Source organism: Thalassovita mangrovi (assembly GCF_009857745.1).
Classification (GTDB): Bacteria; Pseudomonadota; Alphaproteobacteria; order Rhodobacterales; family Rhodobacteraceae; genus Thalassobius; species Thalassobius mangrovi.
Genome location: NZ_WWEN01000002.1, coordinates 635,378 through 657,345, shown reverse-complemented (window position 1 = coordinate 657,345; position 21,968 = coordinate 635,378). Strand labels below are relative to the sequence as shown.

Sequence of the window (21,968 nt, the reverse complement as noted above, 5' to 3'; positions counted from 1 at the left end):
TCAGTGGTCCTCATGTTGGATGAAAGGCGCCGCGGCGCCGGTGGGCCCGGCGGGGATTCCCGCCTGGACAAGCAATGACGCCGGATCGGACGGGGGGATCCGCCCACCGGTTTCGGCGTCAAAGAGGTGAAGATCGCGCGGCGCCAGGGCCAGCGGGATCGTTTCGCCGGGGGCGGGCAGGGCATGGCCCGGCGCGCGCAGGACCACCTGCGCCACGCCCAGCCGCCCCTGCACCAGCGCATCGGCGCCCAGATATTCCGCCCCGGTGACGCTCAGCCGCAGCGCGCTGTCGGCACAGGGATGCAGCGCCTCGGGGCGCAGCCCCGCCAGCAGCCTGCGCCCGGCCTGGGCCTGCAGCTTCGCGCCCGCCTCGCCCAAGGCGGTGGCGGGGATCACGTTCATCGGCGGCGTGCCGATGAAGCGGGCGGCAAACGGGGTGGCGGGGCGTTCATAGAGCGCCCTCGGGCTGGCCGCCTGTTCCACCTTGCCTCCATTCATCAGCACCACCTGATCGGCCATGGTGATGGCTTCGACCTGGTCATGGGTGACGTAGATCATGGTGAAGCCCAACTCGCGCTGCAGCGCCCGCAGCTCGGTGCGCATGGTCTGGCGCAGCTTGGCGTCGAGATTGGACAGCGGTTCGTCCATCAGGCAGACCGGGCGCTCGGCGATCACCGCGCGGCCCAGGGCCACCCGCTGCTGCTGGCCGCCCGACAGTTCCGCAGGCTTGCGCGACAGGTAATCGCCCAGGCCCAGCAGGTCGGCCACCCGGTCCAGCCGCTTGGCGCGCTCGTCGCGGGGCACCTTGCGGGTGCGTAGCCCGAAGGTGATGTTCTCGGCCACGCTCAGATGCGGAAACAGCGCGTAGGACTGGAACACCATCGACAATTCTCGCTTGTCGGCGGGCATCTGGCTGACATCCTGACCGCCGATCAGAACCCTGCCACCGCTGGCCTGTTCCAGCCCCGACACGATCCGCAGCAAGGTGGACTTGCCGCAGCCCGAGGGGCCCAGAAGCGCGGTGAAGCTGCCCGCCGGGATGTCGATGCTGACGTCATGCAGGGCACGGGTGTCGCCCCAGGTCTTAGAAATCCCTTCAAGCCGGATCGCCCGGCCGGTGCTGGTCTGTGTCAGGCTCATGCGCGATCCCCCGAGGCGATGGTGACCCGGGTTTCGGAGCCCGCCAGCAGACCGGCGATCTTGCCGGGCAGCGGGGCGTCGCAGATCACGTGGCTGACATCGCTGATATGGCCGCCGCGCACATGGACGGCGCGGCCGAACTTGGTGCGATCCAGCAGCAGGAAGGACCGGCGGCAATTGCGCAGGATCGCCATCCGGCTGGCGACCTCGCTTTCGGTGAAATCCAGCAGCGTGCCGTCCTCGGCCACGCCGGCGACGCCGAACACGCCGATATCGACCTGGTAGCGGTCGAAGAACGCCTCGGTTTCCGGGCCCAGGATGTCGCGGTCACCGGCGCGCACCAATCCGCCGGGCACCTGCAGGGTCCAGCTGTCGCGGTCGCAGGCGCTGACGGCGATATTGAGGTTGTTGGTCAGGATGGTCAGGTCCGACAGCCCGCTCAGGGCCTGCACCGCGAATTCCGGGGTGGTGCCGATCGACACCGCCAGGCTCTGGCCGCTTTCGACATGGGTGGCGAAGGCGCGCGCGATGAACAGCTTGGCCGCCCCGTTCAGCACCCGGCGCGAGGAATAGAGCAGGTTGCCGGAACTCGGCGGTTCCACCCCGCCATGCACCCGGCGCAGGACACCGGCTTCGCACAGGATGTTGACGTCGCGCCGGACCGTTTGCGGGGACACTCCGAACTGGCGCGAAAAGGCTTCGATGGTGCCGTGCCCCTCGGCGCGGACCCGCGACAGGATCTCGCGCTGGCGTTCCGAAAAATCCTCAAACTGGTCGTCCATCCCGTCCCCCTTATTGCGGTCGGGGGCAGGACTAGCCGCGCTAGATGACGTTCATTTGAAACCTGACGCCATTTCGGATGAAGTTTTCATGACGGCGCGGCGCCATCCGAAAGCGGCGGGAAGGGCGCGATTGGGCGTCTTCAGTCCTCACCGGTGCCGGGGCGCTGCATGTTGATCAGGTAATCCCATCGCATTTCATGCCCCTCGCCGCGCCAGACCGAGGTGCCCATGCCCGCGGCCACGTTTTCCGATTCGAAATAGATCACGAAGGAGGACGTCGCCGATCCGCCCTGCGGGACGGCGGCAGTGACCGACACGATCAGCGCCTTGTCCTCGATGCCGCCGGTCAGGGTGCACATCTCGGCCGGGTCGCAGGTCGATCCGCTGACCAGTTCCAGCACGATCGAACCGCCGCTTTGATAGATGTCGATCAGCCCGGCGCCCCATTCGCTGGTATATTCCCAGCCGCCCGAAATATCGAAGGTGGCCGGATCGACCAAGGTTTCACGGTTCATCCCGGGCAGCAGGCCGGGCGTTTCCGCCCCGGTATCCTGCGCCATCGCCGCAGGGGCAAGGCTGAGCGCCAGAAAACAGCCCAACAGACGGGGGGCGATCGCCCTCAGAGGTCCTTTGCCGACGTATCGCATCCCGGTCATCCTTCTCCGCAAAATGGCGTGTGCACAGGCGGAGGTTAGATCGGGTAACCGCCCCTTTCCTTGCGCAAGATCAAGCGGCAAGGGGCGCGGCGCAGACCGGTCAGGGCGCGATCATCGTCACGCCGGGCAGGCGCGAGATGGTGAACACGTCCTCGTCGTAGATGTCGGTCAGTTCCTCGACCAGGTCTTCGGACCAGCCGGGCAGGTCGACTTCCTGTTCGATCTCGTCCTCGATCACGAACTTGTCCAGGAAGGCCGCGATCACCCGGCGCTTCTGGATTTCGTTCATGTCGGGATGGTCCTTCAGATAGGCGCGAAACCGTTTCATGCCTTCCTTGGACATGATTTCCGACAGCAGGTCGAAACCGCCGATGATCTTGGCGTTGTGTTCCAGCCCGGCCATTTCGCGGATCAGCTGGGCCCAGATCAGCGGCGTGTCCTCGTTGCACCAGACGGTGAACTGCACCTCGGGCACCCGGGCGCGCAGCCGTTCGATCAACTCGCTCCAGCGCAGGTCGCGGGGATCGGCGCCGCTCATGAAGTCCAGGAAATCGGTATCGGGCGACCGGGCATAGACCGCCGGAAGGAAGGTGGCGGGGTCGCGGATCGCCAGGAACAGTTCGACCTGGTCGCCCTCGAACAATTCGCACAAGCGCGCCAGCTTGTCCTCGGCGCCGGGATAGAACACGCCCTTGTTGATCGCCCCCTTGGGTACCGTGAAGAAGTTTTCGTTCGAAAGAACCAGCCGGTCCGGCACATCGCCGTCGAGGAAGGCCCCCAGCAGCAGATCGCGCGCATCCGGCGCTGGGTTACCGGTATGCATCGCGTTCAACGTGTCGCGGATCAGCCGCCGATAGCGCGACGGCGGCGGCACCGCGATGCCGGATTTGGCGAAATCCTCGGCATTTTTCAGCAGGCATTTGGTCAGCCTGTCATCGTCGGTGTTGTGGGCGCCTGCGTGAAGTACGACCTGCATCTTGGTTCCGGGCCTGGGTTATCTGTGGTCATCTGGGTTTGCCGAACTATACGGTGTTTTCTGGACAGTTAAACCGGTTTCGGGCATTGAAGCGGCCATGAGCGACACGTCCCTTTCGAAATATCTCCGCACCCCGCTGCTGCTGCGGGTCAGCCCGTGGTCGGCGGGCGCGATGGTGATCGCCGCGCTGGTGCTGCTGCCGATCGCGGCGGTGGTGTGGATCGCCTTCAATCCCAGCGACAATATCTGGCCGCATCTTCTGTCCACCACGCTGCCGCGCTACCTGCGCAACACCGTGGTTCTGATGCTGTCGGTGGGCGTGCTGGCCGGGGCGGTGGGGACCGGCGCGGCCTGGCTGATCGCGCGCTACCGCTTTCCGCTGTCGCGCTGGCTGGAATGGCTGCTGCTGCTGCCGCTGGCGATCCCGGCCTATGTCGGGGCTTACGCGCTGGTCGATCTGCTGGAATATGCCGGTCCGGTGCAGACTGGGCTGCGCCGCTTGATGGGATGGCAAAGCGCGCGCGATTACTGGTTCCCGGAAATCCGCTCGATGGGGGCGGCGGTGATCGTGCTGTCGGCGGCGCTCTATCCGTATATCTACCTGCTGGCGCGCACCGCGTTTCGCGAACAATCCCGCGCCACCGAAGAGGTGGCGATGTCGCTGGGCGCAGGCGCGCTGGGCCGGTTCTTCCGCGTCGGGCTGCCGCTGGCGCGACCCGCCATCGCCGCCGGCATGGCGATCGCGATGATGGAAACTGTGAACGATTTCGGCACCGTCGACTATTTCGCGGTGCAGACGCTGACCGCCGGGATCTTCTCGGTCTGGCTGGAAAGCAACAACGCGGGCGGCGCGGCGCAGCTCGCCAGCGTGGTGCTGGTGCTGGTGATCCTGCTGGTGTCGATGGAAAAGCTCAGCCGTTCCAAGACCCGCTTCTTCGCGATGTCGAACCGCTACCGCACCATTGAGCGAACGCCGCTTCCCACCGGTGCCGGGCTGCTGGCGATGCTGGCCTGCCTGATCCCGTTTGCGATGGGGTTCCTGTTGCCCGCCGGGGTGATCCTGAACCACGCGATTGCCAATGCCGCGCTCTGGGCCGACCGTGACCTGCTGTCGGCGCTGTGGAACACGGTGGCGGTGGGCGGCACTGCGGCCGTGCTGACCGTGCTGGCGGCGGTGTTCATGGTTTACGGCGTGCGGCTGTCTGGGCGGCAATTGCCGCGGATGCTGCTGCCGCTGACCACCATCGGCTATGCCGCGCCGGGCGCGGTGCTGGGGGTGGGCATCCTGATCCCGCTGGCGGCCTTCGACAATGCGCTGGCCGACGGGGTCGAGGCGCTGACCGGGTTCGACATCGGGCTGATCCTGACCGGGTCGGCGGTGGCCTTGGTGCTGGCCTATGGCGTGCGGTTCTTCGCCATCGCGCAGGGCGCCGCGGATGCCGCGATGGGGCGGATTTCGCCCAGCCTGCCGATGGCGGCGCGCTCGCTTGGCCGTACGCGGGGGCAGGTGCTGGGCCAGGTCTATGCGCCGCTCATTCGCGGCTCGGTGGGATCGGCGCTGCTGCTGGTCTTCGTCGATTGCGTCAAGGAATTGCCCGCGACGCTGCTGCTCAGGCCGTTCAATTTCGACACGCTGGCGACCCGGGTGCATGAACAGGCGTCGCTGGAAAACCTCGGCGATGCGTCGCCCGCGGCGGTGCTGGTGATCCTCGTTGGCCTTGCCGCGGTGGCGATGCTGGCGCGCGCCAACCGCTAGGCCGCCTCGCGCCTGAAAACATCCTCGTTATCTGCCGTTCCGGGGGTTCCCGACGCCCGCGCCGCGCGCTAGGGTCGCCCCAACGACAGGGCTTTGACGAAAGCGCTTCGGGCAGGCCAACGATCCTGCCGGCGCGAGGAGGACACGGGCGATGGAACGGTATTCAATCTTTGGATTGGTGGTTTTTCTGACCCTGCTGTCGCTGGTCGGGGTGATCTTCAGCGGCTGGTTCCTTATCCCCTTCGTCCTGTTCGCGCTGCTGACGCTGCTGGGCATCCGCGACCTCACCCAGATCCGCCACGCGATCCTGCGCAATTACCCGATCATCGGCCATATGCGTTTCCTGTTCGAAGGCATCCGCCCCGAGATCCGGCAATACCTGATCGAAAGCGACCAGGACGAGGAACCGTTTTCGCGCGACGAACGTTCGTTGATCTACCAGCGCGCCAAGGGGATCGAGGACAAGCGCCCCTTCGGCACCCGCCAGCGGGTGTATGATTCCGGGTTCCAGTGGCTGACCCATTCGGTCAATCCGCACCATATCGAAAACCACGATTTCCGCATCCATGTCGGCGGCCGCGACTGCAAGCAGCCCTATGACCTGTCGATCTACAACATCTCGGCGATGAGCTTCGGGGCGCTGTCGGCCAACGCGATCCTGGCGCTCAACACCGGCGCAAAGAAGGGCGGCTTTGCCCATGACACCGGCGAGGGCGGCATCAGCCGCTATCACCGCCAGGGCGGCGGCGACCTGGTCTATCAGGTCGGCTCGGGCTATTACGGCTGCCGCACGCCCGAGGGGCGTTTCGACCCGGAAAAGTTCCGCGAACAGGCCTGCGATCCCCAGGTCAAGATGATCGAGCTGAAGCTGAGCCAGGGCGCCAAGCCCGGCCATGGCGGGGTTCTGCCCGCCTCGAAGATTTCCGAGGAAATCGCCGAGGCGCGCGGCGTGCCGATGGGGGTCGATTGCGTATCGCCGCCCAGCCATCCGGAATTTTCCACCCCGATCGAACTGTGCCAGTTCATCGGCAAACTGCGCGATCTGTCTGGCGGAAAACCGGTGGGGATCAAGCTGTGCATCGGCCACCGGCGCGAATTCATGTGCATCGCCAAGGCGATGCTGGAAACCGATATCGTGCCCGATTTCATCGTCATCGACGGCAAGGAAGGCGGCACCGGCGCCGCCCCGGTGGAATTCGCCGACCGTCTGGGCATGCCCTTGGTCGAGGGGCTGACCTTCGCCCACAACACCCTGCGCGGGGTGGGGCTGCGCGACCGGCTTAAGATCGGCGCCTCGGGCAAGATGGTTACCGCCTTCGACATCGCCCGCATCCTGGCGCTTGGCGCCGACTGGGCCAATTCGGCGCGCGGCTTCATGTTCTCGGTCGGCTGCATCCAGGCGCAGGCCTGCCACACCAACCATTGCCCGGTGGGCGTGGCGACCCAGGACAAGCTGCGCCAGCGGGCGCTGAACGTGACCAACAAATCCGAACGGGTCTACCGGTTCCACAAGAACACGCTGAAGGCGCTGGCGGAAATGACCGGCGCGGCGGGGCTGGATCACCCGGGCGATTTCCTGCCGCATCACCTGATGATGCGCGAAAAGGACCGCGACATGGTCACCGGCGAAGAGGTCTATCCCTACCTGCCCGAAGGCTTCCTGCTGCGCGAAGAGGAGGTCGGTTTCGGCTATCTCAAGCGCTGGACCCGCGCCCGGGCCGAAAGCTTCGCCCCGGTCGATTACATCCCCTGAACGGGCGGCCGGGCCGCCGGGCTTTGCCGCCGGAAGAACGTTCTGTCCTTCCGGCGGTGCAGGCCCTTACGGCCAGACAGGCGCGCCCTCCAGCCCGGCGGTTTCGGGCAGGCCGCAGATCAGGTTGGCATTCTGCACCGCCTGACCGGCCGCGCCCTTGCCAAGATTGTCGACCACGCCCATCGCGATCACCAGGTTGCGCTCCGGGTCGGCCGCGTAGCTGACGAAGGAAAGGTTCGAACCGCTGGCCCATTTGGTCTGCGGCGGCGTGTCGGTCACCCGGACGAAAGCCCGGTCGGCATAAAAGCGCCGGGCGGCATCCAGGCACTGGCCTGTCGTGGCGCGGCCACGGCAGTAGATGGTGGCGAGCAGGCCGCGGGTCATCGGCACCAGGTGCGGGGTGAACACCAGCCCGGCCGCGCTGCCGCCGCTCAGCCGTTCGATCGTCGTGGCCATCTCGGGCATGTGGACGTGCTCAAGCAATCCGTAGGGCTGCAGGTTCTCGTTGCTCTCGGCATAACCGAACTTGCTGTCGCCGCCGCGTCCCGCACCGGAGATGCCGGTCTTGGCGTCGATCACGATATGGCCCGGCTCGATCAGCCGATCGGCCAGCAGCGGCGCCAGCGCGTTCAGCGTCGCCGCGGGAAAGCAACCGGGATTGGCAACACGGGTCTGGCCCTTGATCCGGTCCGGCCAGACGTCGGCCAGACCATAGGCCCAGCCCTCGGCGTAGCGATGGTCGCCGCCGATATCGACGATCTTCACCCCCTCGGGGACGCGCGCCAGCGCCGCGGCCGAGGCCCCGGTGGGCAGCGATGCGAACAGCACATCGAGCGCGGGCATGGCCGCAGGGTCCCACTTTTCGATCACCAGCCCGGCAAGCCTGGCGGGCACACCGGGGAAACGATCCACCAGTCGGCTGCCGGCGCTGCTTTCGCCCGCGGCGTAGACCAGTTCGAAAGACGGGTGGTTCGCGATCAGGCGCAGCGCTTCGCCGCCGCCAAAACCGCTGATGCCGACAATGCCGACGCGAATGCTCATGGTGGTATCCTTTCAGGTTCAGATTTCGGACAAAAGAAAACCCCCGAAGCCAGGGGCTGCGGGGGTCAGGAACGCGGGTCGGAAGTGCTTCGGCCGGGGGACCTACAGTGAGGTCGTCATCATGCCGAAGGACGCTGATCGACGCGCAGCCCAAAGAGCCACCGCTTGGGTAGAGCGGCGTCGGCGTCGATCAAAGAGGGTCTGGTTCCCGTACATGGCCTGCACCATTGTCGGTCTTCACCTTCACGGTCAAGCGTGATGTGCGCGCATGCCAACAGCGGCACCCGCAGGCGCGGCCGCTCCGCCGCCCGCGCGTCGGTCATTTCTGAAACCGGGGATGATAGGCTTTGATACCGCACGCGATCACCATCGTGACGGGCTTGCGTGGTGGCACGCCGCAGGGGCTCAAATCAGCGCGATGACGCGCTTTGACTTGGGTCATTTTATGCTGAGCTCGTTGTTGTAGTCTCTAGCAGGCGAATTTTTTCACCTCGGATACAGCCAACGGGCATAGCGAGAAGTCATGCGTTTCAGCCTTCCAAAAGCATTGGGGTATTTCGTCGGCGGGCGCTGGACAGCCTGGGGCGGACGCAAGCGCATTGAAGCCAAGCAGCTTCGCAACCTGCGGCGCCTGGTGGAAAAAGCGCGGCGCGATTCCCCCTTGTTTCGCAGGCTGTACGCGGATGTGCCGCCCTCGCGCGACGTCGAACTGCATGACTTGCCGGTGACCCGCAAACCCGATCTCATGCGGGACTTCGACGACTGGCTGACAATTCGTTCCCTGCCCCTCGACCGGGCGCGCGAACATCTTCGGGATATCCGGAACGCCGGTGTGCCGATCGGCGACGTCGCCGTCTTTCAGACCTCCGGGACATCAGGCGAACCGGCGGTCATCGTGCTGCCCTCATCGTTTGTGGAGTATTACTTCGGGATCATGATGGCGCGCTTCGAACGCTACCATTGGAAGCTCATCGGGGACGTGCGCAAGCTCGGCGTCAGGGTGACGGTCACCGGCGGCAACGGTCACTTCGCCGGAAACGCCTTCAACAAACTAGTGCATCGGCTTAGCCCGGCCCTGGCGCGGGGGTTGGGTTTGAACTTCGTCGAGGCCGAGCAGCCGATCGACCGGCTCGTCGACAGGCTCAATGCGATCCCGAACGTCGCCTGGATCGTGACCTATCCCAGCATGCTGACCATCCTTGCCAGGCAAAAGGAGGCTGGGCGGCTGCGGATCGAACCCGCGCTTTTCAGTGTCGGGGGCGAGACGCTCACGAACGATCTTCGCGAGCGGGTCGGGCGCGCTTTTCCCTCTTTGAAATACGGCATCGCCGATTTCTACGGCTGCACCGAGTGCCTCGCGCTTTCGTTCGAATGCAGCCACGGGCGGAAGCATCTGAACGAAGACTGGGTCATTCTCGAAGCGGTCGACGAGGCGATGCAGCCCGTTCCCGATGGCACGTTGTCGGCGACCGTGCTGCTGACGGTGCTCGCCAACGAGGTTCAGCCTTTCATCCGCTACGATCTCGGCGACTGTGTTCGCTTCCACCAAGACAGCTGCCCCTGTGGATCGCCGTTTCGCAGTTTCCAGGTAGAAGGGCGCCAGGCGACGCTGGTGCGCGTCGGCGAGGTGACGCTGTCGCCGCTCGTCTTCGACCTGGAACATGAGAATGCCCAGCGTATCCAACTGGTTCAGACCGCTGAGAAAGACTTCGAACTGCGCATCCAATTGACCGACGGGGCGGCGGCAGGGGCCGTCTTTCAAGACGTCATCACGTCGGTGCAACGCGTGTTTCGCGATAACGGCCTGGACGATGTGGCGGTTCGGCAAAGCGGGAAGCTTCCCGAATTCACCGCAAGCGGCAAATTCCACGAAGTCGTTCCGTTGCGAAGCGCCGAGGCACGAAACATGACCTCATCGGGTCGTCGCCAGCCTGCGACGGACTGAAGCCCCCCACGAATTCGCTGCTTGATGCAGGTCAAAAAGCTCGCGCAGCGATGATGGTACAGTTTCCACAATATTATTAGGCAACGATTTTAAGGGTGGAGGAAATTGCAATGAAAACGACTGTCTTCGTATCGGCTGTTCTTGCCAGCGTGTTCGGGGTGCAATCGGTCGCGGCGGATAGCGCGGGCGAAAAGGAATACATGATCGCCTGCGCCGGATGCCATGGCGAGTCGGCGAAGGGCGATGGGCCGGTCGCGGCGGTTCTGAACATTGAAACGCCTGACCTGACCGGTCTTTCCGCCCGCAACGGCGGGACATTTCCCTTCCAATACACGCTTTCCATGATCGACCGGCGGAATGTGACCCCCGTTCATGGCGACGCCATGCCGATCTGGGGCGACCGCTTCCAGGCCTCGGCCACCAGCCAGCGCGGCGAAACCGCCGAGATGGTCGCGCGTGGCCGCATCCTGTCCCTGGTCTACTACCTCGAGTCGGTCCAGCAGTAACGGGGAAGGGGCGATTTCGGTTCCGGTCGAAGGGCCCAGCCTGCCGGGCTTTGTCCCGGCAGTGGTTCAATTCAGACATCGCGCCCGATTGCCCCGGCATCGGGCGTTTCGCAATTTGCCCATGGCAGAGGAGCTAGTCCTCACTCCGCCTTGATCTCGATCTCCCGCACCAGTTTCCCGGTCTCGCGGCTGAATACCAGGATGCGGTTGTCGCCGGTCACCACCGCGTACCACAGCTTGGTCTGGGTGAAGGCCTGGGCCTGCGCCCCGTCGGGCAGGGTGATCGCATCGGGAAAATCGGTGCTTTTGTCCCGGAACCGGATGACAATCAGCGTGATGATCACTAGAAGGCCCACAATCATCGTTCCGGCCAGCACCGTTACCAGCAGGCGCAGGAATTTCAGGTTCGCCGGCAATTCCGGTTCAGGGGTTTCATCCATGTCCACCATGCGCCTTTCCGTCACGATCCAGGCCGATCCGCCCGCCCGCCTTGATAAGGCGCTTTCGCGCGATGTGCCAGAAGAAGCGTCGCTGTCGCGTACCCGGCTGGCGCGGCTGATCGCGGCGGGGCAGGTGACGCGGGATGGCGAGGTTCTGACCGATCCCAAGGCCAAGGTGGCCGAGGGCGATGTGATCGATATCACCGTGCCGCAGGCCGAGGACAGCCATATCGGGCCCGAGGATATCCCGCTCGACGTGCTGTACGAGGACGACGACCTGATCGTGATCAACAAACCGGTGGGCATGGTGGTGCATCCCGCCCCGGGCACGCCCGGCGGCACGCTGGTCAACGCGTTGCTGCATCATTGCGGGGATACCCTGTCCGGCGTGGGCGGCGAAAAGCGCCCCGGCATCGTGCACCGGATCGACAAGGATACCAGCGGCCTGCTGGTGGTGGCGAAATCCGACCGGGCGCATCACGGGCTGGCCGAACAGTTCGAAAAGCACACGGTGGAACGCTATTACATGGCGGTCTGCTACGGCGTACCGGATGCCTACGACCCGCGCCTGCGCGGGGTGCGCGGCGTCAGTTTCGAGCCCGGCAACATCATGAAGATCACCACCCATCTGGCCCGGCACAAGACCGACCGCCAGCGTCAGGCGGTGCTGTTCGAGGGCGGCCGCCATGCGGTGACCCGGGTGCGCATCGTCGAACCCTTCGGCAATCCGGCGGTCGCGGCGCTGGTCGAATGCTGGCTGGAAACCGGGCGGACGCACCAGATCCGCGTCCACATGGCCCATGCCGGTCATTCGCTGATCGGCGATCAGACCTATGGCGGGCGGCGCAAGCTGTCGGAAAAGGCGGTCGGTGTAGAAGGTGCAGCCGCCGCACGCGCCTTTCCCCGTCAGGCATTGCATGCGGCGGTGCTGGGCTTCACCCATCCCGTGAGCGGTGAGGTGATGCGGTTCGAGGCGCCGATGCCCGACGATATGCAGGCATTGATCGGCGCGCTCAGGGTTCAGGCAAGCTGAAGCTTGCGGGCCGGGCCGCGCAGCAGCCACAGGCACAGCGCGGTTTCGGCGATGAAGGGCAGCAGATAGGACATTTCCATCGCCGCGTTGAATTCGGGCGCCATGAAACGGGTCAGGCTGCCGGCCAGGTAAACCACGCCCGAGGCGCCAAGCGCGGCGGCCAGCCAGACCGGGAAGAACCCGGTGCGGCACAGCAGATGCGCGGTGATCAGCGTGTTCACCCCGAAGAACAGCAGCCCCAGGTCATAGGCGGCGGCATGGCGCGCCAGCGGGCCCAGAATGTCGCCACCCGCGGCAACCGCCTGATCGGCCTGGAACAGGTACATGGTGCCGCCGGTCACGATGGCCATCTGCATCAGCCGGAACACCATCGCCATCAGCGCCAGCACCTCGTCCACCGGGCGCAGCATCCGGTACAGAAGCACCGCCAGCACCACGTCGCAGACCGCCATCAGCATGTCGGCCCCGAAGGACAGGCGGAACAGGCCCAGGTTATTGGCAATGGCGCGGGCGGTCGCCTCGGCGCTGGTCCAGTCGATCAGCGTGCCGCGCAGCATCATTTCGGCCGTGATGCCGGACAGGATGATAACAAGATAGGCCGCGCCGGCCGGGCGGGCATAGGTTCGGAAGGTCTGGTGTAATTCGTCGGTCATCGGAGGGCTCCGGAAATCGGTGAAGGAATGTTGCCCGGTCTATAAAATACGCGTAACATGTATGGAATTATCGAAATATATCGACACTATATGCAAAAATGCATGAATGGCCAGAGGCCCGCCCGTCACAAACTGCACATGGACGTGAGGGCGCTGACATATTTGTTGTTTCGCGACAGAACCGCGCCGATATGCCGTATGACACTGTAAGCGGGTCTTGAAAGCGGGCCGTCGGCTTCCTATCTGGATGTTAAGACTATAAACATAAGAGTTGGACAGGGCACAATGAGCAACTATGCAAATCTCCCGGCCCCCACCCCCGAAGGCGGCCTGAACCGGTATCTGCAGGAAATCCGCAAGTTTCCGATGCTGGAGCCGGAAGAAGAATACATGCTGGCGAAACGCTGGGTCGAGGAACAGGATACCGACGCCGCCCACAAGATGGTGACGTCGCACCTGCGTCTGGCGGCCAAGATCGCCATGGGTTACCGCGGCTACGGGTTGCCCCAGGCTGAGGTGATTTCCGAGGCCAATGTCGGCCTGATGCAGGCGGTCAAGCGCTTCGATCCCGAAAAGGGTTTCCGCCTCGCGACCTATGCGATGTGGTGGATCCGCGCCTCGATCCAGGAATATATCCTGCGCTCGTGGTCGCTGGTGAAGCTCGGCACCACCTCGGCGCAGAAGAAGCTGTTTTTCAACCTGCGCAAGGCCAAGGCCCGCATCGGCGCGCTGGAAGAGGGCGATCTGCGCCCCGAAAACGTCGCCCGCATCGCCCATGACCTGGGCGTGACCGAGGACGAGGTGGTGTCGATGAACCGCCGCCTGTCGGGCGGTGACGCCTCGCTCAACGCCACCATCGGGTCCGAGGACGGCACGATGGAATGGCAGGACTGGCTGGAAGACGAAGGCGCCGACCAGGCCGGCGACTATGCCGAGCGCGACGAGATGGACGCGCGGCGCGAAATGCTGGCCGAAGCGATGGACGTGCTGAACGAACGCGAACGCGACATCCTGGTGCAGCGCCGCCTGTCCGAGGACACGGTGACGCTCGAGGACCTGAGCGGCCAGTACGACGTCAGCCGCGAACGCATCCGCCAGATCGAGGTGCGCGCGTTCGAGAAGCTGCAGAAGCGGATGCGCGAACTGGCAGCGGAAAAGGGCATGAGCAGCGCCGCCTGACGCCTGGCCCCGCCGAATTTGCCCAAGATCAAATTTATGTCGCCCGAACCGTGCTAGGTTCGGGCGCATAGTTTTTTGGTTCTACGCAAAGGCGATAACGACATGACCGACGATTCCAAGACCCCCGAAGGCGAAGACCCGGTGACACTGGACGAACCGGGTCCCGAGGACGCCGCCGCGTCCGACGAAACCCAATCCGAGCAAAAGCAGAAGGTCTGGCTGCGGCTGCTGTTCATGATCATTTTCGCGGTGCTGTTCGGCATCAGCGAAACCATCCTCGCGGTCGGCGCGGTGCTGCAATTTGGCTTCCTGCTGTTCACCGGCAAACGCAACGACTCGATCGCCGATTTCGGCGCCAAGCTGGGCGACTGGATGCGCGACGTGGCCCGGTTCCAGACCGCGGAAACCGAGGACAAGCCGTTCCCGTTCTCGTCGAACTGATCAGGGGGGCAGGGGGCGTTTCTCGATCCGGGAAACGCCCCGCCGCTCAGTTCAGTCGCGCCCGCAACACCCGCAGCATGTTACCGCCCATCACCTTGGTGATCTGCGCCTCGCTCAGCCCGGTGGCGATCAATTCATGGGTCAGCGCCGGCAATTCCGAGGTGTCGAAGGCGGTTTCCACCGACCCGTCGAAATCCGATCCCAGCGATACGTGATCCTCGCCCACCGCCGCGACGGCGGCCGCGATCATCTTGGCGATGCCCTTGGGCGTGATCTCGTCGCAGGCGACTTCGGCCCAGTATCCGATGCCGATCACCCCGCCGGTCGCGGCGATACCCCGCATCAGATCGTCGGGCAGGTTGCGCTTGGCCTCGCAATGGGAATGCAGGCCGGAATGGCTCAGTACGATGGGGATATCGGCCATGTCCAGAACGTCGCGCACCACCTGCGGGCTGGAATGCGCCACGTCGACGATCATGTTGCGCTTGGCGGCCTCGGCCACCACCTGGCGGCCGAATTCGGTCAGCCCGTGATTGCCTTGCCCGTGCAGCGATCCGCCCAACTCGTTGTCGAAGAAATGCTGCAGCCCGATCAGCCGGTATCCGGCCGCCTCCAGCTTGTCGAGATTGGCCAGATCGCCCTCCAGCGGGTGACCGCCCTCGATGCCCAGGATGCCGGCGGTGATCTTCGCGCCCTTCGCCCGCGCCTCCAGCACCGCCTCCAGATCGGCGCGGCTCTTGACGATCTTCAGGTGATCGGGGGCCGCAGCCTGGAACCCGTGCAGCTTTTCCGATTGATAAAGCGCGCGTTCCAGCAGGCTGGTCCAGCTGCGCAGCGGCCAAAGCTGCCCGAAGGCCAGCAGGGTGATGTTGTCGAAAGCCTCGGCCGAATTGTGATCGTAATTCTGTCCCGACGGGCTCTTGGTGACGGCGGTGAAGACCTGGATCGCGACATTGCCCTCGCGCAGCCGCGGCAGGTCGACCTGGCCATAGCTGCCGCGTTGGGTCAGGTCGCGGTTCCACAGCAGCGGATCGGCGTGCCAGTCGCCGATGGTCAACGCATCATGCAGCGCCTGCGCCTGTGCAGACACCGGATAGGGATCGTGCGCGATCACGTTGTTGCGCGCCTTTTCCACGATCGCCGGGGCGAAGCCCCAGAACCCGGCCACCCCGATCGCCGCCAAGAAGACGACGGCCAGGGCAAGCCGCCCGAGCCATTTTCCCAAAATCCGCATCCTGTCCCTCCCTGTTTGTCAGCAGGGTAGGGGGCAAGGGGCGTTTCAACCAAGGGTGACGTCGGGGCGGTCTGAAACGCAAAACGCGGCCCCCTTTCGGGGACCGCGCGTCGTTCCGATAGGATCGGAAAGCTTAGGCCAGTGCGATATTCACTGCCGATTCACGGCCGTCGCGGCCGGCTTCGACGTCGAAGGTCACTTTCTGGTCATCGGCCAGGCCGGTGAGGCCCGAACGCTCGACGGCCGAGATGTGAACGAAAACGTCCTTGCCGCCCGTTTCCGGTGCGATGAAGCCGAAGCCTTTGGTGGTGTTGAACCATTTTACGGTGCCATTGGCCATATCCGTAATCTCCTGATGTATGCGGTCCGCGTAAGTGCGACCGCCCGGCGTCGTCGGTCTGGATCGAAAAGACTGAGCGCCGTATGAAGGGAGACAGTTGGTCGAAAAAGAAAAACGTAAGCCACCCACATATGGAGCGGCGGGGCCGGGATTGCAAGGGGGCTTATTCGGATCGGACGCGCTTGTGTGGCACTTGCGCGGCGCGCGCTCTGCGTTACATTTTCAGGATCGAAGGAGGCATGCCATGGCCGGAGGATGGGCGCGCGACGGCGCGGTGAGCGAACAGATCGAAGCCTCGATCAGCGACGAGCTGAAGCGGATGCAGGCGCGCAAGGCGCCGGTGGGCGAAAGCCTGACCCATTGCGCCGATTGCGACGAGGAAATCCCGCAGGCCCGGCGCGACGCGATCCCGGGCGTGAAGCTCTGCATCGATTGCCAGCAGGACCGCGACAGCACCTACAAGGCGCGCGGCGGCATCAACCGGCGTGGGAGCAAGGACAGCCAGTTGAAGTAAGGTACAGGGCCTAGCCGCCTTGGGCGTTGGCTTGCAACTCACCTTCCTTTTGAGGGGCAACGGGTTTCGGGGGGATAGAGTGAACAATGGTCAAGAACCTATCGCGCTCCGTGCTGGTTTTCTGATTTGGTGACCCATTTTGTTTTTGGCCATTGCCGCAGACTTCGGGGGTCGTTGTTTTGTCTTCGCCGATGGTCTGGAATTCATAGGCCGCATCGCAGGCCTTATCGACGTGATACACCAAGGCGCGGCGCCTTTGCTCGCCGAGCACCCAGTCCCTGCCATCCGCCTCTTGGCGGGCGAGGCGCTGCAGCCGATGGAAATACCGTTCCCCGTCGGGCGTCGCTGACGCCTTGGAGACTTTAGAATACTGTGCCTCCAACAGTTTTGTTAGATCATCACAGTGTTTGACCCTACAACTTTGAGCCACGGCACTGGCATAGATAAGGACCGCATCCCGGTAGGTCGCTGTGCCCCGCCGCACGGCGGGGACGATTTCTTTACCGCGCTCATAAAGGTTCGTAATGGTAGTGACATCAAATGCCAGTATTTCGTCCACCGTCTCATCGAGATCGAGGTTCAAGATGAGCGTCTTACCCAACCGGTAGAACTTTTTCTGCACATCGTAGCTGTGGGTTTCGAAGGCATATGTGTTGGGGACATGCGTCTTTTTCTTTTCCTCAGATCGGCTCTGTGTGCAGCCTTTCTCGGGCGATTTCGGATCAGAGCACTTGTTGCTCGCCTCATATAGTTTCGCCAGGCTGGCATATGTGCTGTTCACGAGAGAGATCGAGGTTTCCATCTCTTTTCCCGTGCCGCTGGTTTCCAGCACGGCCGGCGCCAGCAGGGCCAGCCCCAGCAGATAGCGGTCCGCCCGCTGCTCGGGGGTTACGGCGGTGGCAACCTTGTCCATATAAGGGGCGGGAAATCCGTCCGGTGAATACAATTCGTCTCTGGCCGCTTCACATCCCGTCAGGATCAGGCTCAGCGCGGCCGCAAATACAATTCTTTTCGCCATGTGGCACCTATCTAGAAATAAAATATTTTACATAACGCTCTCCTGAGTGGTTCGGTTGAGTCAAGATTCGTGTTCAGGTAATTGGCCGCCTTTCAGCCCCCGACATAACAAACCACCCAAACCCGTACGGGTCTGGGTGGTCCTGCCGTTCAGCGGGGATGGGTATGCGCCTGCGGACTGGCGTTCAAAGGCCGTCCGCGTAACCGCTGCGTGCTGCCCTACAGCGCCAACCGCATGATATCCTGCGGCCCCGAAGCGCCGCCGAGGTAATCTTCGCCGGTGTCTTCGAACCCGCCCTTCAGATAGACCCGCTTGGCCCCCGGGTTGCGGTGGTTGACGGTCAGGTAGACGGCGCTGGCCCAGGGGTAGTGCTGCGGCAGGTATTCCGCCAGCAGCTGGCAGGCGGCGCTGGCGATGCCGCGCCCCTGCGACCGGTAATCGATCGAAAACATCCGCACCCCGATGGTGCCCGGCTCGGCGAACTCATGCGCCTGCGGGTAATCGGGCTCGATCGCGAAGAACCCCACCGGGATGCCGTTTTCGCAGATCAGATGCCCGTCGCGCTTGCCCTGCGCCTTTTCCATCACGACCGCGGGCGGATCGGAAAACTGATGCTGTTCGGGGGGCAGGTCCAGCCCCTCGATCAGGTCGGGCCGCCCGGGCGGCAGGGGGCAAAGGGTGATGCTCACCCCTCCATCGCCTCCAGCTCGTCGATCATGCCGGAAATCATCGACAGGCCCTTGTCCCAGAACTTGGGGTCGGTGGCGTCCAGCCCGAACGGCGCCAGCAGCTCCTTGTGATGCTGCGAACCGCCCGCCTTCAGCAGGTCGAAATACTTGTCCTGGAAGCCTTCGGGATTTTCCTCGTAAACCGCGTAAAGCGCGTTCACCAGCCCGTCGCCGAACGCATAGGCATAGACGTAGAAGGGCGAGTGGACGAAATGCGGGATATAGGCCCAGAAGGTTTCATAGCCTTCCATGAAATCGAACGCCCCGCCCAGGGATTCCGCCTGCACCGACATCCACAGCGCGTTGATGTCGTCCGGCGTCAGTTCGCCCTCGCGCCGCGCCGCGTGCAGCTTGCATTCGAAATCGTAGAACGCGATCTGGCGCACCACGGTGTTGATCATGTCCTCGACCTTGCCGGCCAGCAGGATCTTGCGTTCTTCCTGCGTAGTGGCCTTTTCCAGCATCTTGCGGAAGGTCAGCATCTCGCCGAACACCGATGCGGTTTCGGCCAGCGTCAGCGGGGTGGAGGACAGCATTTCGCCCTGATCGGCGGCCAGCACCTGGTGCACACCGTGGCCTAGCTCATGCGCCAGCGTCATCACGTCGCGCGGCTTACCGAGATAGTTCAGCATCACATAGGGGTGCACCTCGGTCACGGTGGGGTGGGCGAAGGCGCCGGGCGCCTTGCCGGGCTTCACGCCCGCGTCGATCCAGCCCTTGTCGAAGAACGGCTGCGCGATTTCGCCCATGCGCGGATCGAAGGCTTCGTAGGCTTCCATCACGATGGCGCGGGCGTCGTCCCAGCCCACGGTCTTGGTGACTTCCATCGGCAGCGGCGCGTTGCGGTCCCAGACCTGCATCCGGTCCAACCCCAGCCATTTGCGCTTCAGCTCGTAATAGCGGTGCGACAGCTTCGGATAGGCCTCGACCACCGCGTTGCGCAGCGCCTCGACCACCTCGGGTTCGACGTCGTTGGACAGGTGCCGGCCGGTCTGCGCCGTCGGCATCTTGCGCCAGCGGTCGACCACTTCCTTTTCCTTGGCCTGGGTGTTGTGAACCCGCGCGAAGGTCTTGATGTTCTCTTCAAACACCCGCGCCAGTTCGCGTGCCGCCGCTTCACGCTTCGACCGGTCCTGTTCGGTCAGGTAATTCAGCGTGCCCTCGATATTGTGCTCCTCGCCGTCGACCTCGAATTCCAGCCCGGCGATGGTTTCATCGAACAGCTTTTCCCAGGCGTCGCCGACAACGCCCAGATCGTGCAGGAATTTTTCCAGCTCGTCGGACAGCTGATAGGGCTTCATCGCGCGGATGCGGTCGAACACGGCCTTGTAGCGGCCCAGCTCGGCATTCTCGGCCAGCATCGCGTCGAGCTTGCTATCCTCGATCCGGTTCAGTTCCAGCGTGAAGAACACCAGCGGCGTGGTGAAATTGGTGATCTTTTCCTGACAATCGGACATGAACTTGGCGCGCTCGGCGTCGATGGTCAGCTGGTAATAACGCAGGCCCGCGAAGGACATGACGCGGCCGGCCTTGGTGGAAATCTTCTCGTTGCGCTGCACGCATTCCAGCAGGCCCGCGGCGTCGAGACCCGCCAGCTTGCCCTCGTAATCGGCGGCGAAGGCGGCGCATTCGCCCTCCAGCCAGTCCAGATCGGCCTTCAGCTCGGGGGCGTCTTGCGACGTGTAGAGATCGCTCAGGTCCCATTCGGGCAGGTCGCCCAGGTCCTTGGCACCGGAACCGGCATTGGCGTCGCGGACGGGGAAGGGAAGTTGGAACATCTGGGTCACCTCTTGTTCGTGTCGGTTCAGACATAGGCCGCGCGGGCCGGGGCCTCAAGGGGAACCGGGCGAGAGGCACAGTGCGATGGAGGGAAAAGGGCGGTGTGACCCGGGATCAGGCGCCATAGGGCGGCTTGCCCGCCGCCACGGCGTCAAAGAACCCCTGGATTTCCGCGTTGGCCCGGTGCCGGATGTCCGGCGCTTCCATCAGAATCTCATGTTCCGCGCCGGGCACGTCCATCAGCTTGCCGCCGGGCCAGGCCGTCATCCGGTCGCGGATACGGTCCTGTGCGACGATGCGTTCATTGCCGCCCAGATAGGTCAGGCAGGGCAGCGCGGGCGAGCGCATCCGCGACAGGCACAGCATTTCGCTCAGCGCGCCGTAAAGCCAGTTCAGGCTCGGTCCGGCCAGGCTCAGCTCGGGATGCTGGGCCAATTGATCGCGCATCAGCTCCCACATGGCTGGATCGGTGGTCAGCGTGTTGTCCTCGAACGGGGCGACACTGACATAGGCGTCTTCCAGCGTGTCGGGCACCATGTTTTCCGAGGTGCCAAGGTAACGGCTGCTCCAACTCAGCACCCAGGCCAGCGGGCGTTTTCTCGGCGCGATCTGCAGCCCCCACATCGGCGCGCTGAACACCGATGCTTCGACCGGCAGGCCTTCGTGCAGCGCGCGCAGCCCGATGCAGCCGCCCATCGAATGGGCCAGCAGGAACCACGGTTTCGGCAGCTCCAGCCGCTTTGCCGCCGCGACCGCCGCCTGCACATCGTGCTGATAATCGCTGAAAGCGCCGACATGGCCGATCTTCGGATTGTCCAGCATCCGGTCGGCCAATCCCTGGCCGCGCCAGTCCACCGCCAGTGTGGCATAGCCCGCCCGGGCCATGTCGCCCGCCGTGTGGGCGTATTTTTCGATATATTCGGTACGGCCGGGAAACAGCAGAACCGTGCCTTTCTCCGCCTCTTCGTTCCAGACGCCCAACCGGATGCGCAGACCGTCTTCGGTCTGCGCCCAAAAGGCCCGGCCGGGCAGGAAATCGTCGATACAGTCGGAAAGGAAAGGCGCGGTTTGCATCATGTCTCCCAGCCCGTGTTTCGCCTCAGCTCAGCACCGAACCCAGCTTCATCGCGGTGCCCATGTCGCCATCCAGCGCCAGCTTGCCGCTCATGAAGGCCGAGGTCGGGTTCAGATCGCCGGCCATCATCGCTTCGAACGTGTCGACATCGGCGGTCAGGGTGACGTCGGTGTCCTCGTCGCTTGCGCGCACACCTTCGCCATCGACCACGATCGCGCCTTCGCCCTCGATCACGAATTTCGCCGATCCGTCGAAATCCGCGCCTGCCAGTTTTTCGGTCAGGGCCTCGACGGCTGCTGCAATCTTGTCGCTCATGGGAATCCTCCTGGGTTTGTGATCCGCGGGGACTGTTATTTCCCCGGCAGTGAATTACATTGGGATTCATTATGAGCACAGTTTCGGTCAGACCAAAGCTTATCGTTGCGGCAGCCGCTGCAATCGTCGCGTTTTCCCTGCCGCTGCGGGCGCAGGATACGGCGCCGGACGCGGCGGACGGCATCGCCGATCTGCTGGCCCAGCTGGAACAGGCCGACCCGGCCGAGGCCAAGCGCATCGACCGCCAGATCAAGATGAAATGGGCCAACTCGGGTTCCGCTTCGATGGACCTGCTTCTCAAGCGCGGCCGCGAGGCGATGGAACGCGGCGATCTGGACATGGCCGCCGATCACCTGACCGCGCTGATCGATCATGCCCCGGACTTCCCCGAAGCCTGGCATCAGCGTGCCAGCGTCTGGTTCCAGATGGGCCGCTACGGGCTGGCGCTGTCGGATCTGGAACACGCGCTGACGCTCAACCCGAATCATTACGAGGCGCTGTTCGGCCTCGGCGTGATCATGGAACAGCTCGACCGGCCAGAACTGGCCTATCGCGCCTATGACCTTGTGCAACGGATGCACCCGCATTACTTGGAAGCCGCGGAAGCCATGAAACGCCTTGAAACACAGGTGCAGGGCCGCAAGTTGTAACTCGGGGAACGGCC

The 21,968-nt window shown here is 64.0% G+C and carries 23 protein-coding genes; 9 read left to right on the top strand and 14 right to left on the bottom strand.

Annotated elements, in window-relative coordinates:
- From GR167_RS04930 to GR167_RS04915, 4 genes are all read right to left on the bottom strand, one after another.
- Nucleotides 1–1,140, bottom strand: a complete 1,140-nt coding sequence (locus GR167_RS04930; protein ID WP_212769827.1) for an ABC transporter ATP-binding protein — start codon at nt 1,138–1,140, stop codon at nt 1–3.
- Entirely contained in the window at nt 1,137–1,922 is a 786-nt protein-coding gene (locus GR167_RS04925; protein ID WP_160972318.1) for a DeoR/GlpR family DNA-binding transcription regulator, read from the bottom strand. Before GR167_RS04925 ends, GR167_RS04930 begins: the two co-directional genes overlap by 4 nt.
- Before the next feature lie 140 nt (nt 1,923–2,062).
- Entirely contained in the window at nt 2,063–2,569 is a 507-nt protein-coding gene (locus GR167_RS04920; RefSeq protein WP_160972317.1) for a hypothetical protein, read from the bottom strand.
- A 109-nt stretch (nt 2,570–2,678) separates the two neighbouring features.
- On the bottom strand, nt 2,679–3,554 hold the full coding sequence (locus GR167_RS04915) for a hypothetical protein (RefSeq protein ID WP_160972316.1): 876 nt from the start codon (nt 3,552–3,554) through the stop codon (nt 2,679–2,681).
- Between the two features lie 97 nt (nt 3,555–3,651).
- Between GR167_RS04915 and GR167_RS04910 the strand changes: the two genes are divergently transcribed.
- Nucleotides 3,652–5,310, top strand: coding sequence for an ABC transporter permease (locus tag GR167_RS04910; RefSeq protein ID WP_235915842.1), 1,659 nt, complete (start codon nt 3,652–3,654; stop codon nt 5,308–5,310).
- 151 nt (nt 5,311–5,461) lie between these two features.
- A complete protein-coding gene (locus GR167_RS04905; RefSeq protein WP_160972315.1) occupies nt 5,462–7,063 on the top strand; it encodes an FMN-binding glutamate synthase family protein in 1,602 nt (533 codons plus the stop codon).
- 66 nt (nt 7,064–7,129) lie between these two features.
- On the opposite strand, the gene argC is transcribed toward GR167_RS04905, so the two are convergent.
- Nucleotides 7,130–8,104, bottom strand: coding sequence for an N-acetyl-gamma-glutamyl-phosphate reductase (argC, locus tag GR167_RS04900; protein WP_160972314.1), 975 nt, complete (start codon nt 8,102–8,104; stop codon nt 7,130–7,132).
- A 523-nt stretch (nt 8,105–8,627) separates the two neighbouring features.
- Here argC and GR167_RS04895 point away from each other — a divergent pair.
- Together GR167_RS04895 and GR167_RS04890 are read left to right on the top strand one after the other, a co-directional pair.
- Nucleotides 8,628–10,049, top strand: a complete 1,422-nt coding sequence (locus tag GR167_RS04895; protein ID WP_235915841.1) for a phenylacetate--CoA ligase family protein — start codon at nt 8,628–8,630, stop codon at nt 10,047–10,049.
- Nucleotides 10,050–10,159: 110 nt separating this feature from the next.
- Nucleotides 10,160–10,555: a c-type cytochrome gene (locus tag GR167_RS04890; protein ID WP_160972313.1), complete on the top strand. Its 396-nt coding sequence runs from the start codon at nt 10,160–10,162 to the stop codon at nt 10,553–10,555.
- A gap of 140 nt (nt 10,556–10,695) precedes the next feature.
- On the opposite strand, the gene GR167_RS04885 is transcribed toward GR167_RS04890, so the two are convergent.
- Nucleotides 10,696–11,004, bottom strand: coding sequence for a DUF6476 family protein (locus GR167_RS04885; protein WP_235915840.1), 309 nt, complete (start codon nt 11,002–11,004; stop codon nt 10,696–10,698).
- Here GR167_RS04885 and GR167_RS04880 point away from each other — a divergent pair.
- A complete protein-coding gene (locus tag GR167_RS04880) occupies nt 10,994–12,028 on the top strand; it encodes an RluA family pseudouridine synthase (protein ID WP_160972312.1) in 1,035 nt (344 codons plus the stop codon). The genes GR167_RS04885 and GR167_RS04880 overlap by 11 nt on opposite strands.
- Here the strand turns inward: GR167_RS04880 and GR167_RS04875 are convergent.
- Complete coding sequence (locus tag GR167_RS04875) at nt 12,016–12,681, bottom strand: DUF4386 domain-containing protein (protein ID WP_160972311.1); 666 nt, start codon at nt 12,679–12,681, stop codon at nt 12,016–12,018. The two genes, GR167_RS04880 and GR167_RS04875, sit on opposite strands and share 13 nt — an antisense overlap.
- Nucleotides 12,682–12,966: 285 nt before the next feature.
- On the opposite strand from GR167_RS04875, the gene rpoH reads away from it, so the two are divergent.
- The gene (rpoH, locus tag GR167_RS04870) at nt 12,967–13,860 is read left to right on the top strand and encodes an RNA polymerase sigma factor RpoH (protein WP_160972310.1); all 894 of its coding nucleotides are present in this window, start codon (nt 12,967–12,969) and stop codon (nt 13,858–13,860) included.
- Between the two features lie 102 nt (nt 13,861–13,962).
- Nucleotides 13,963–14,301, top strand: a complete 339-nt coding sequence (locus GR167_RS04865; protein ID WP_160972309.1) for a DUF4389 domain-containing protein — start codon at nt 13,963–13,965, stop codon at nt 14,299–14,301.
- A 46-nt stretch (nt 14,302–14,347) separates the two neighbouring features.
- On the opposite strand, the gene GR167_RS04860 is transcribed toward GR167_RS04865, so the two are convergent.
- Together GR167_RS04860 and GR167_RS04855 are read right to left on the bottom strand one after the other, a co-directional pair.
- A complete protein-coding gene (locus GR167_RS04860) occupies nt 14,348–15,535 on the bottom strand; it encodes a dipeptidase (protein WP_160972308.1) in 1,188 nt (395 codons plus the stop codon).
- A 133-nt stretch (nt 15,536–15,668) separates the two neighbouring features.
- Nucleotides 15,669–15,875 (bottom strand): cold-shock protein, encoded by a 207-nt coding sequence (locus GR167_RS04855; RefSeq protein WP_160972307.1) that lies wholly within the window; start codon nt 15,873–15,875, stop codon nt 15,669–15,671.
- 244 nt (nt 15,876–16,119) lie between these two features.
- Between GR167_RS04855 and GR167_RS04850 the strand changes: the two genes are divergently transcribed.
- Nucleotides 16,120–16,389, top strand: coding sequence for a DksA/TraR family C4-type zinc finger protein (locus tag GR167_RS04850; RefSeq protein ID WP_160972306.1), 270 nt, complete (start codon nt 16,120–16,122; stop codon nt 16,387–16,389).
- A gap of 10 nt (nt 16,390–16,399) precedes the next feature.
- On the opposite strand, the gene GR167_RS04845 is transcribed toward GR167_RS04850, so the two are convergent.
- The 5 genes from GR167_RS04845 to GR167_RS04825 form a co-directional block, all read right to left on the bottom strand.
- Complete coding sequence (locus GR167_RS04845) at nt 16,400–17,407, bottom strand: hypothetical protein (protein ID WP_160972305.1); 1,008 nt, start codon at nt 17,405–17,407, stop codon at nt 16,400–16,402.
- 218 nt (nt 17,408–17,625) lie between these two features.
- Nucleotides 17,626–18,096 carry a GNAT family N-acetyltransferase gene (locus tag GR167_RS04840; RefSeq protein ID WP_160972304.1) on the bottom strand — a complete coding sequence of 157 codons (471 nt, stop codon included), beginning with the start codon at nt 18,094–18,096 and terminating at the stop codon, nt 17,626–17,628.
- Nucleotides 18,093–19,913: a M3 family oligoendopeptidase gene (locus tag GR167_RS04835; RefSeq protein WP_160972303.1), complete on the bottom strand. Its 1,821-nt coding sequence runs from the start codon at nt 19,911–19,913 to the stop codon at nt 18,093–18,095. Before GR167_RS04835 ends, GR167_RS04840 begins: the two co-directional genes overlap by 4 nt.
- A gap of 115 nt (nt 19,914–20,028) precedes the next feature.
- Nucleotides 20,029–20,988 carry an alpha/beta fold hydrolase gene (locus GR167_RS04830; RefSeq protein ID WP_235915839.1) on the bottom strand — a complete coding sequence of 320 codons (960 nt, stop codon included), beginning with the start codon at nt 20,986–20,988 and terminating at the stop codon, nt 20,029–20,031.
- 25 nt (nt 20,989–21,013) lie between these two features.
- Nucleotides 21,014–21,304, bottom strand: coding sequence for an SCP2 sterol-binding domain-containing protein (locus tag GR167_RS04825; RefSeq protein WP_160972301.1), 291 nt, complete (start codon nt 21,302–21,304; stop codon nt 21,014–21,016).
- A gap of 71 nt (nt 21,305–21,375) precedes the next feature.
- On the opposite strand from GR167_RS04825, the gene GR167_RS04820 reads away from it, so the two are divergent.
- Nucleotides 21,376–21,954 carry a tetratricopeptide repeat protein gene (locus GR167_RS04820; protein WP_160972300.1) on the top strand — a complete coding sequence of 193 codons (579 nt, stop codon included), beginning with the start codon at nt 21,376–21,378 and terminating at the stop codon, nt 21,952–21,954.
- Nucleotides 21,955–21,968 lie beyond the last annotated feature (14 nt).

What these genes read in the sequence shown, in the direction of transcription:
- GR167_RS04845 (WP_160972305.1), bottom strand. Translation starts at nt 17,407, where the DNA reads ATGGCGAAAAGAATTGTATTTGCGGCCGCGCTGAGCCTGATCCTGACG.
- GR167_RS04890 (WP_160972313.1), top strand. Translation starts at nt 10,160, where the DNA reads ATGAAAACGACTGTCTTCGTATCGGCTGTTCTTGCCAGCGTGTTCGGG.
- GR167_RS04835 (WP_160972303.1), bottom strand. Translation starts at nt 19,913, where the DNA reads ATGTTCCAACTTCCCTTCCCCGTCCGCGACGCCAATGCCGGTTCCGGT.
- GR167_RS04860 (WP_160972308.1), bottom strand. Translation starts at nt 15,535, where the DNA reads ATGCGGATTTTGGGAAAATGGCTCGGGCGGCTTGCCCTGGCCGTCGTC.
- GR167_RS04850 (WP_160972306.1), top strand. Translation starts at nt 16,120, where the DNA reads ATGGCCGGAGGATGGGCGCGCGACGGCGCGGTGAGCGAACAGATCGAA.
- GR167_RS04830 (WP_235915839.1), bottom strand. Translation starts at nt 20,988, where the DNA reads ATGCAAACCGCGCCTTTCCTTTCCGACTGTATCGACGATTTCCTGCCC.
- GR167_RS04915 (WP_160972316.1), bottom strand. Translation starts at nt 3,554, where the DNA reads ATGCAGGTCGTACTTCACGCAGGCGCCCACAACACCGACGATGACAGG.
- GR167_RS04910 (WP_235915842.1), top strand. Translation starts at nt 3,652, where the DNA reads ATGAGCGACACGTCCCTTTCGAAATATCTCCGCACCCCGCTGCTGCTG.
- GR167_RS04880 (WP_160972312.1), top strand. Translation starts at nt 10,994, where the DNA reads ATGTCCACCATGCGCCTTTCCGTCACGATCCAGGCCGATCCGCCCGCC.
- GR167_RS04930 (WP_212769827.1), bottom strand. Translation starts at nt 1,140, where the DNA reads ATGAGCCTGACACAGACCAGCACCGGCCGGGCGATCCGGCTTGAAGGG.
- GR167_RS04895 (WP_235915841.1), top strand. Translation starts at nt 8,628, where the DNA reads ATGCGTTTCAGCCTTCCAAAAGCATTGGGGTATTTCGTCGGCGGGCGC.
- GR167_RS04865 (WP_160972309.1), top strand. Translation starts at nt 13,963, where the DNA reads ATGACCGACGATTCCAAGACCCCCGAAGGCGAAGACCCGGTGACACTG.
- GR167_RS04885 (WP_235915840.1), bottom strand. Translation starts at nt 11,004, where the DNA reads ATGGTGGACATGGATGAAACCCCTGAACCGGAATTGCCGGCGAACCTG.
- rpoH (WP_160972310.1), top strand. Translation starts at nt 12,967, where the DNA reads ATGAGCAACTATGCAAATCTCCCGGCCCCCACCCCCGAAGGCGGCCTG.
- GR167_RS04855 (WP_160972307.1), bottom strand. Translation starts at nt 15,875, where the DNA reads ATGGCCAATGGCACCGTAAAATGGTTCAACACCACCAAAGGCTTCGGC.
- GR167_RS04825 (WP_160972301.1), bottom strand. Translation starts at nt 21,304, where the DNA reads ATGAGCGACAAGATTGCAGCAGCCGTCGAGGCCCTGACCGAAAAACTG.
- GR167_RS04875 (WP_160972311.1), bottom strand. Translation starts at nt 12,681, where the DNA reads ATGACCGACGAATTACACCAGACCTTCCGAACCTATGCCCGCCCGGCC.
- argC (WP_160972314.1), bottom strand. Translation starts at nt 8,104, where the DNA reads ATGAGCATTCGCGTCGGCATTGTCGGCATCAGCGGTTTTGGCGGCGGC.
- GR167_RS04905 (WP_160972315.1), top strand. Translation starts at nt 5,462, where the DNA reads ATGGAACGGTATTCAATCTTTGGATTGGTGGTTTTTCTGACCCTGCTG.
- GR167_RS04925 (WP_160972318.1), bottom strand. Translation starts at nt 1,922, where the DNA reads ATGGACGACCAGTTTGAGGATTTTTCGGAACGCCAGCGCGAGATCCTG.
- GR167_RS04920 (WP_160972317.1), bottom strand. Translation starts at nt 2,569, where the DNA reads ATGCGATACGTCGGCAAAGGACCTCTGAGGGCGATCGCCCCCCGTCTG.
- GR167_RS04820 (WP_160972300.1), top strand. Translation starts at nt 21,376, where the DNA reads ATGAGCACAGTTTCGGTCAGACCAAAGCTTATCGTTGCGGCAGCCGCT.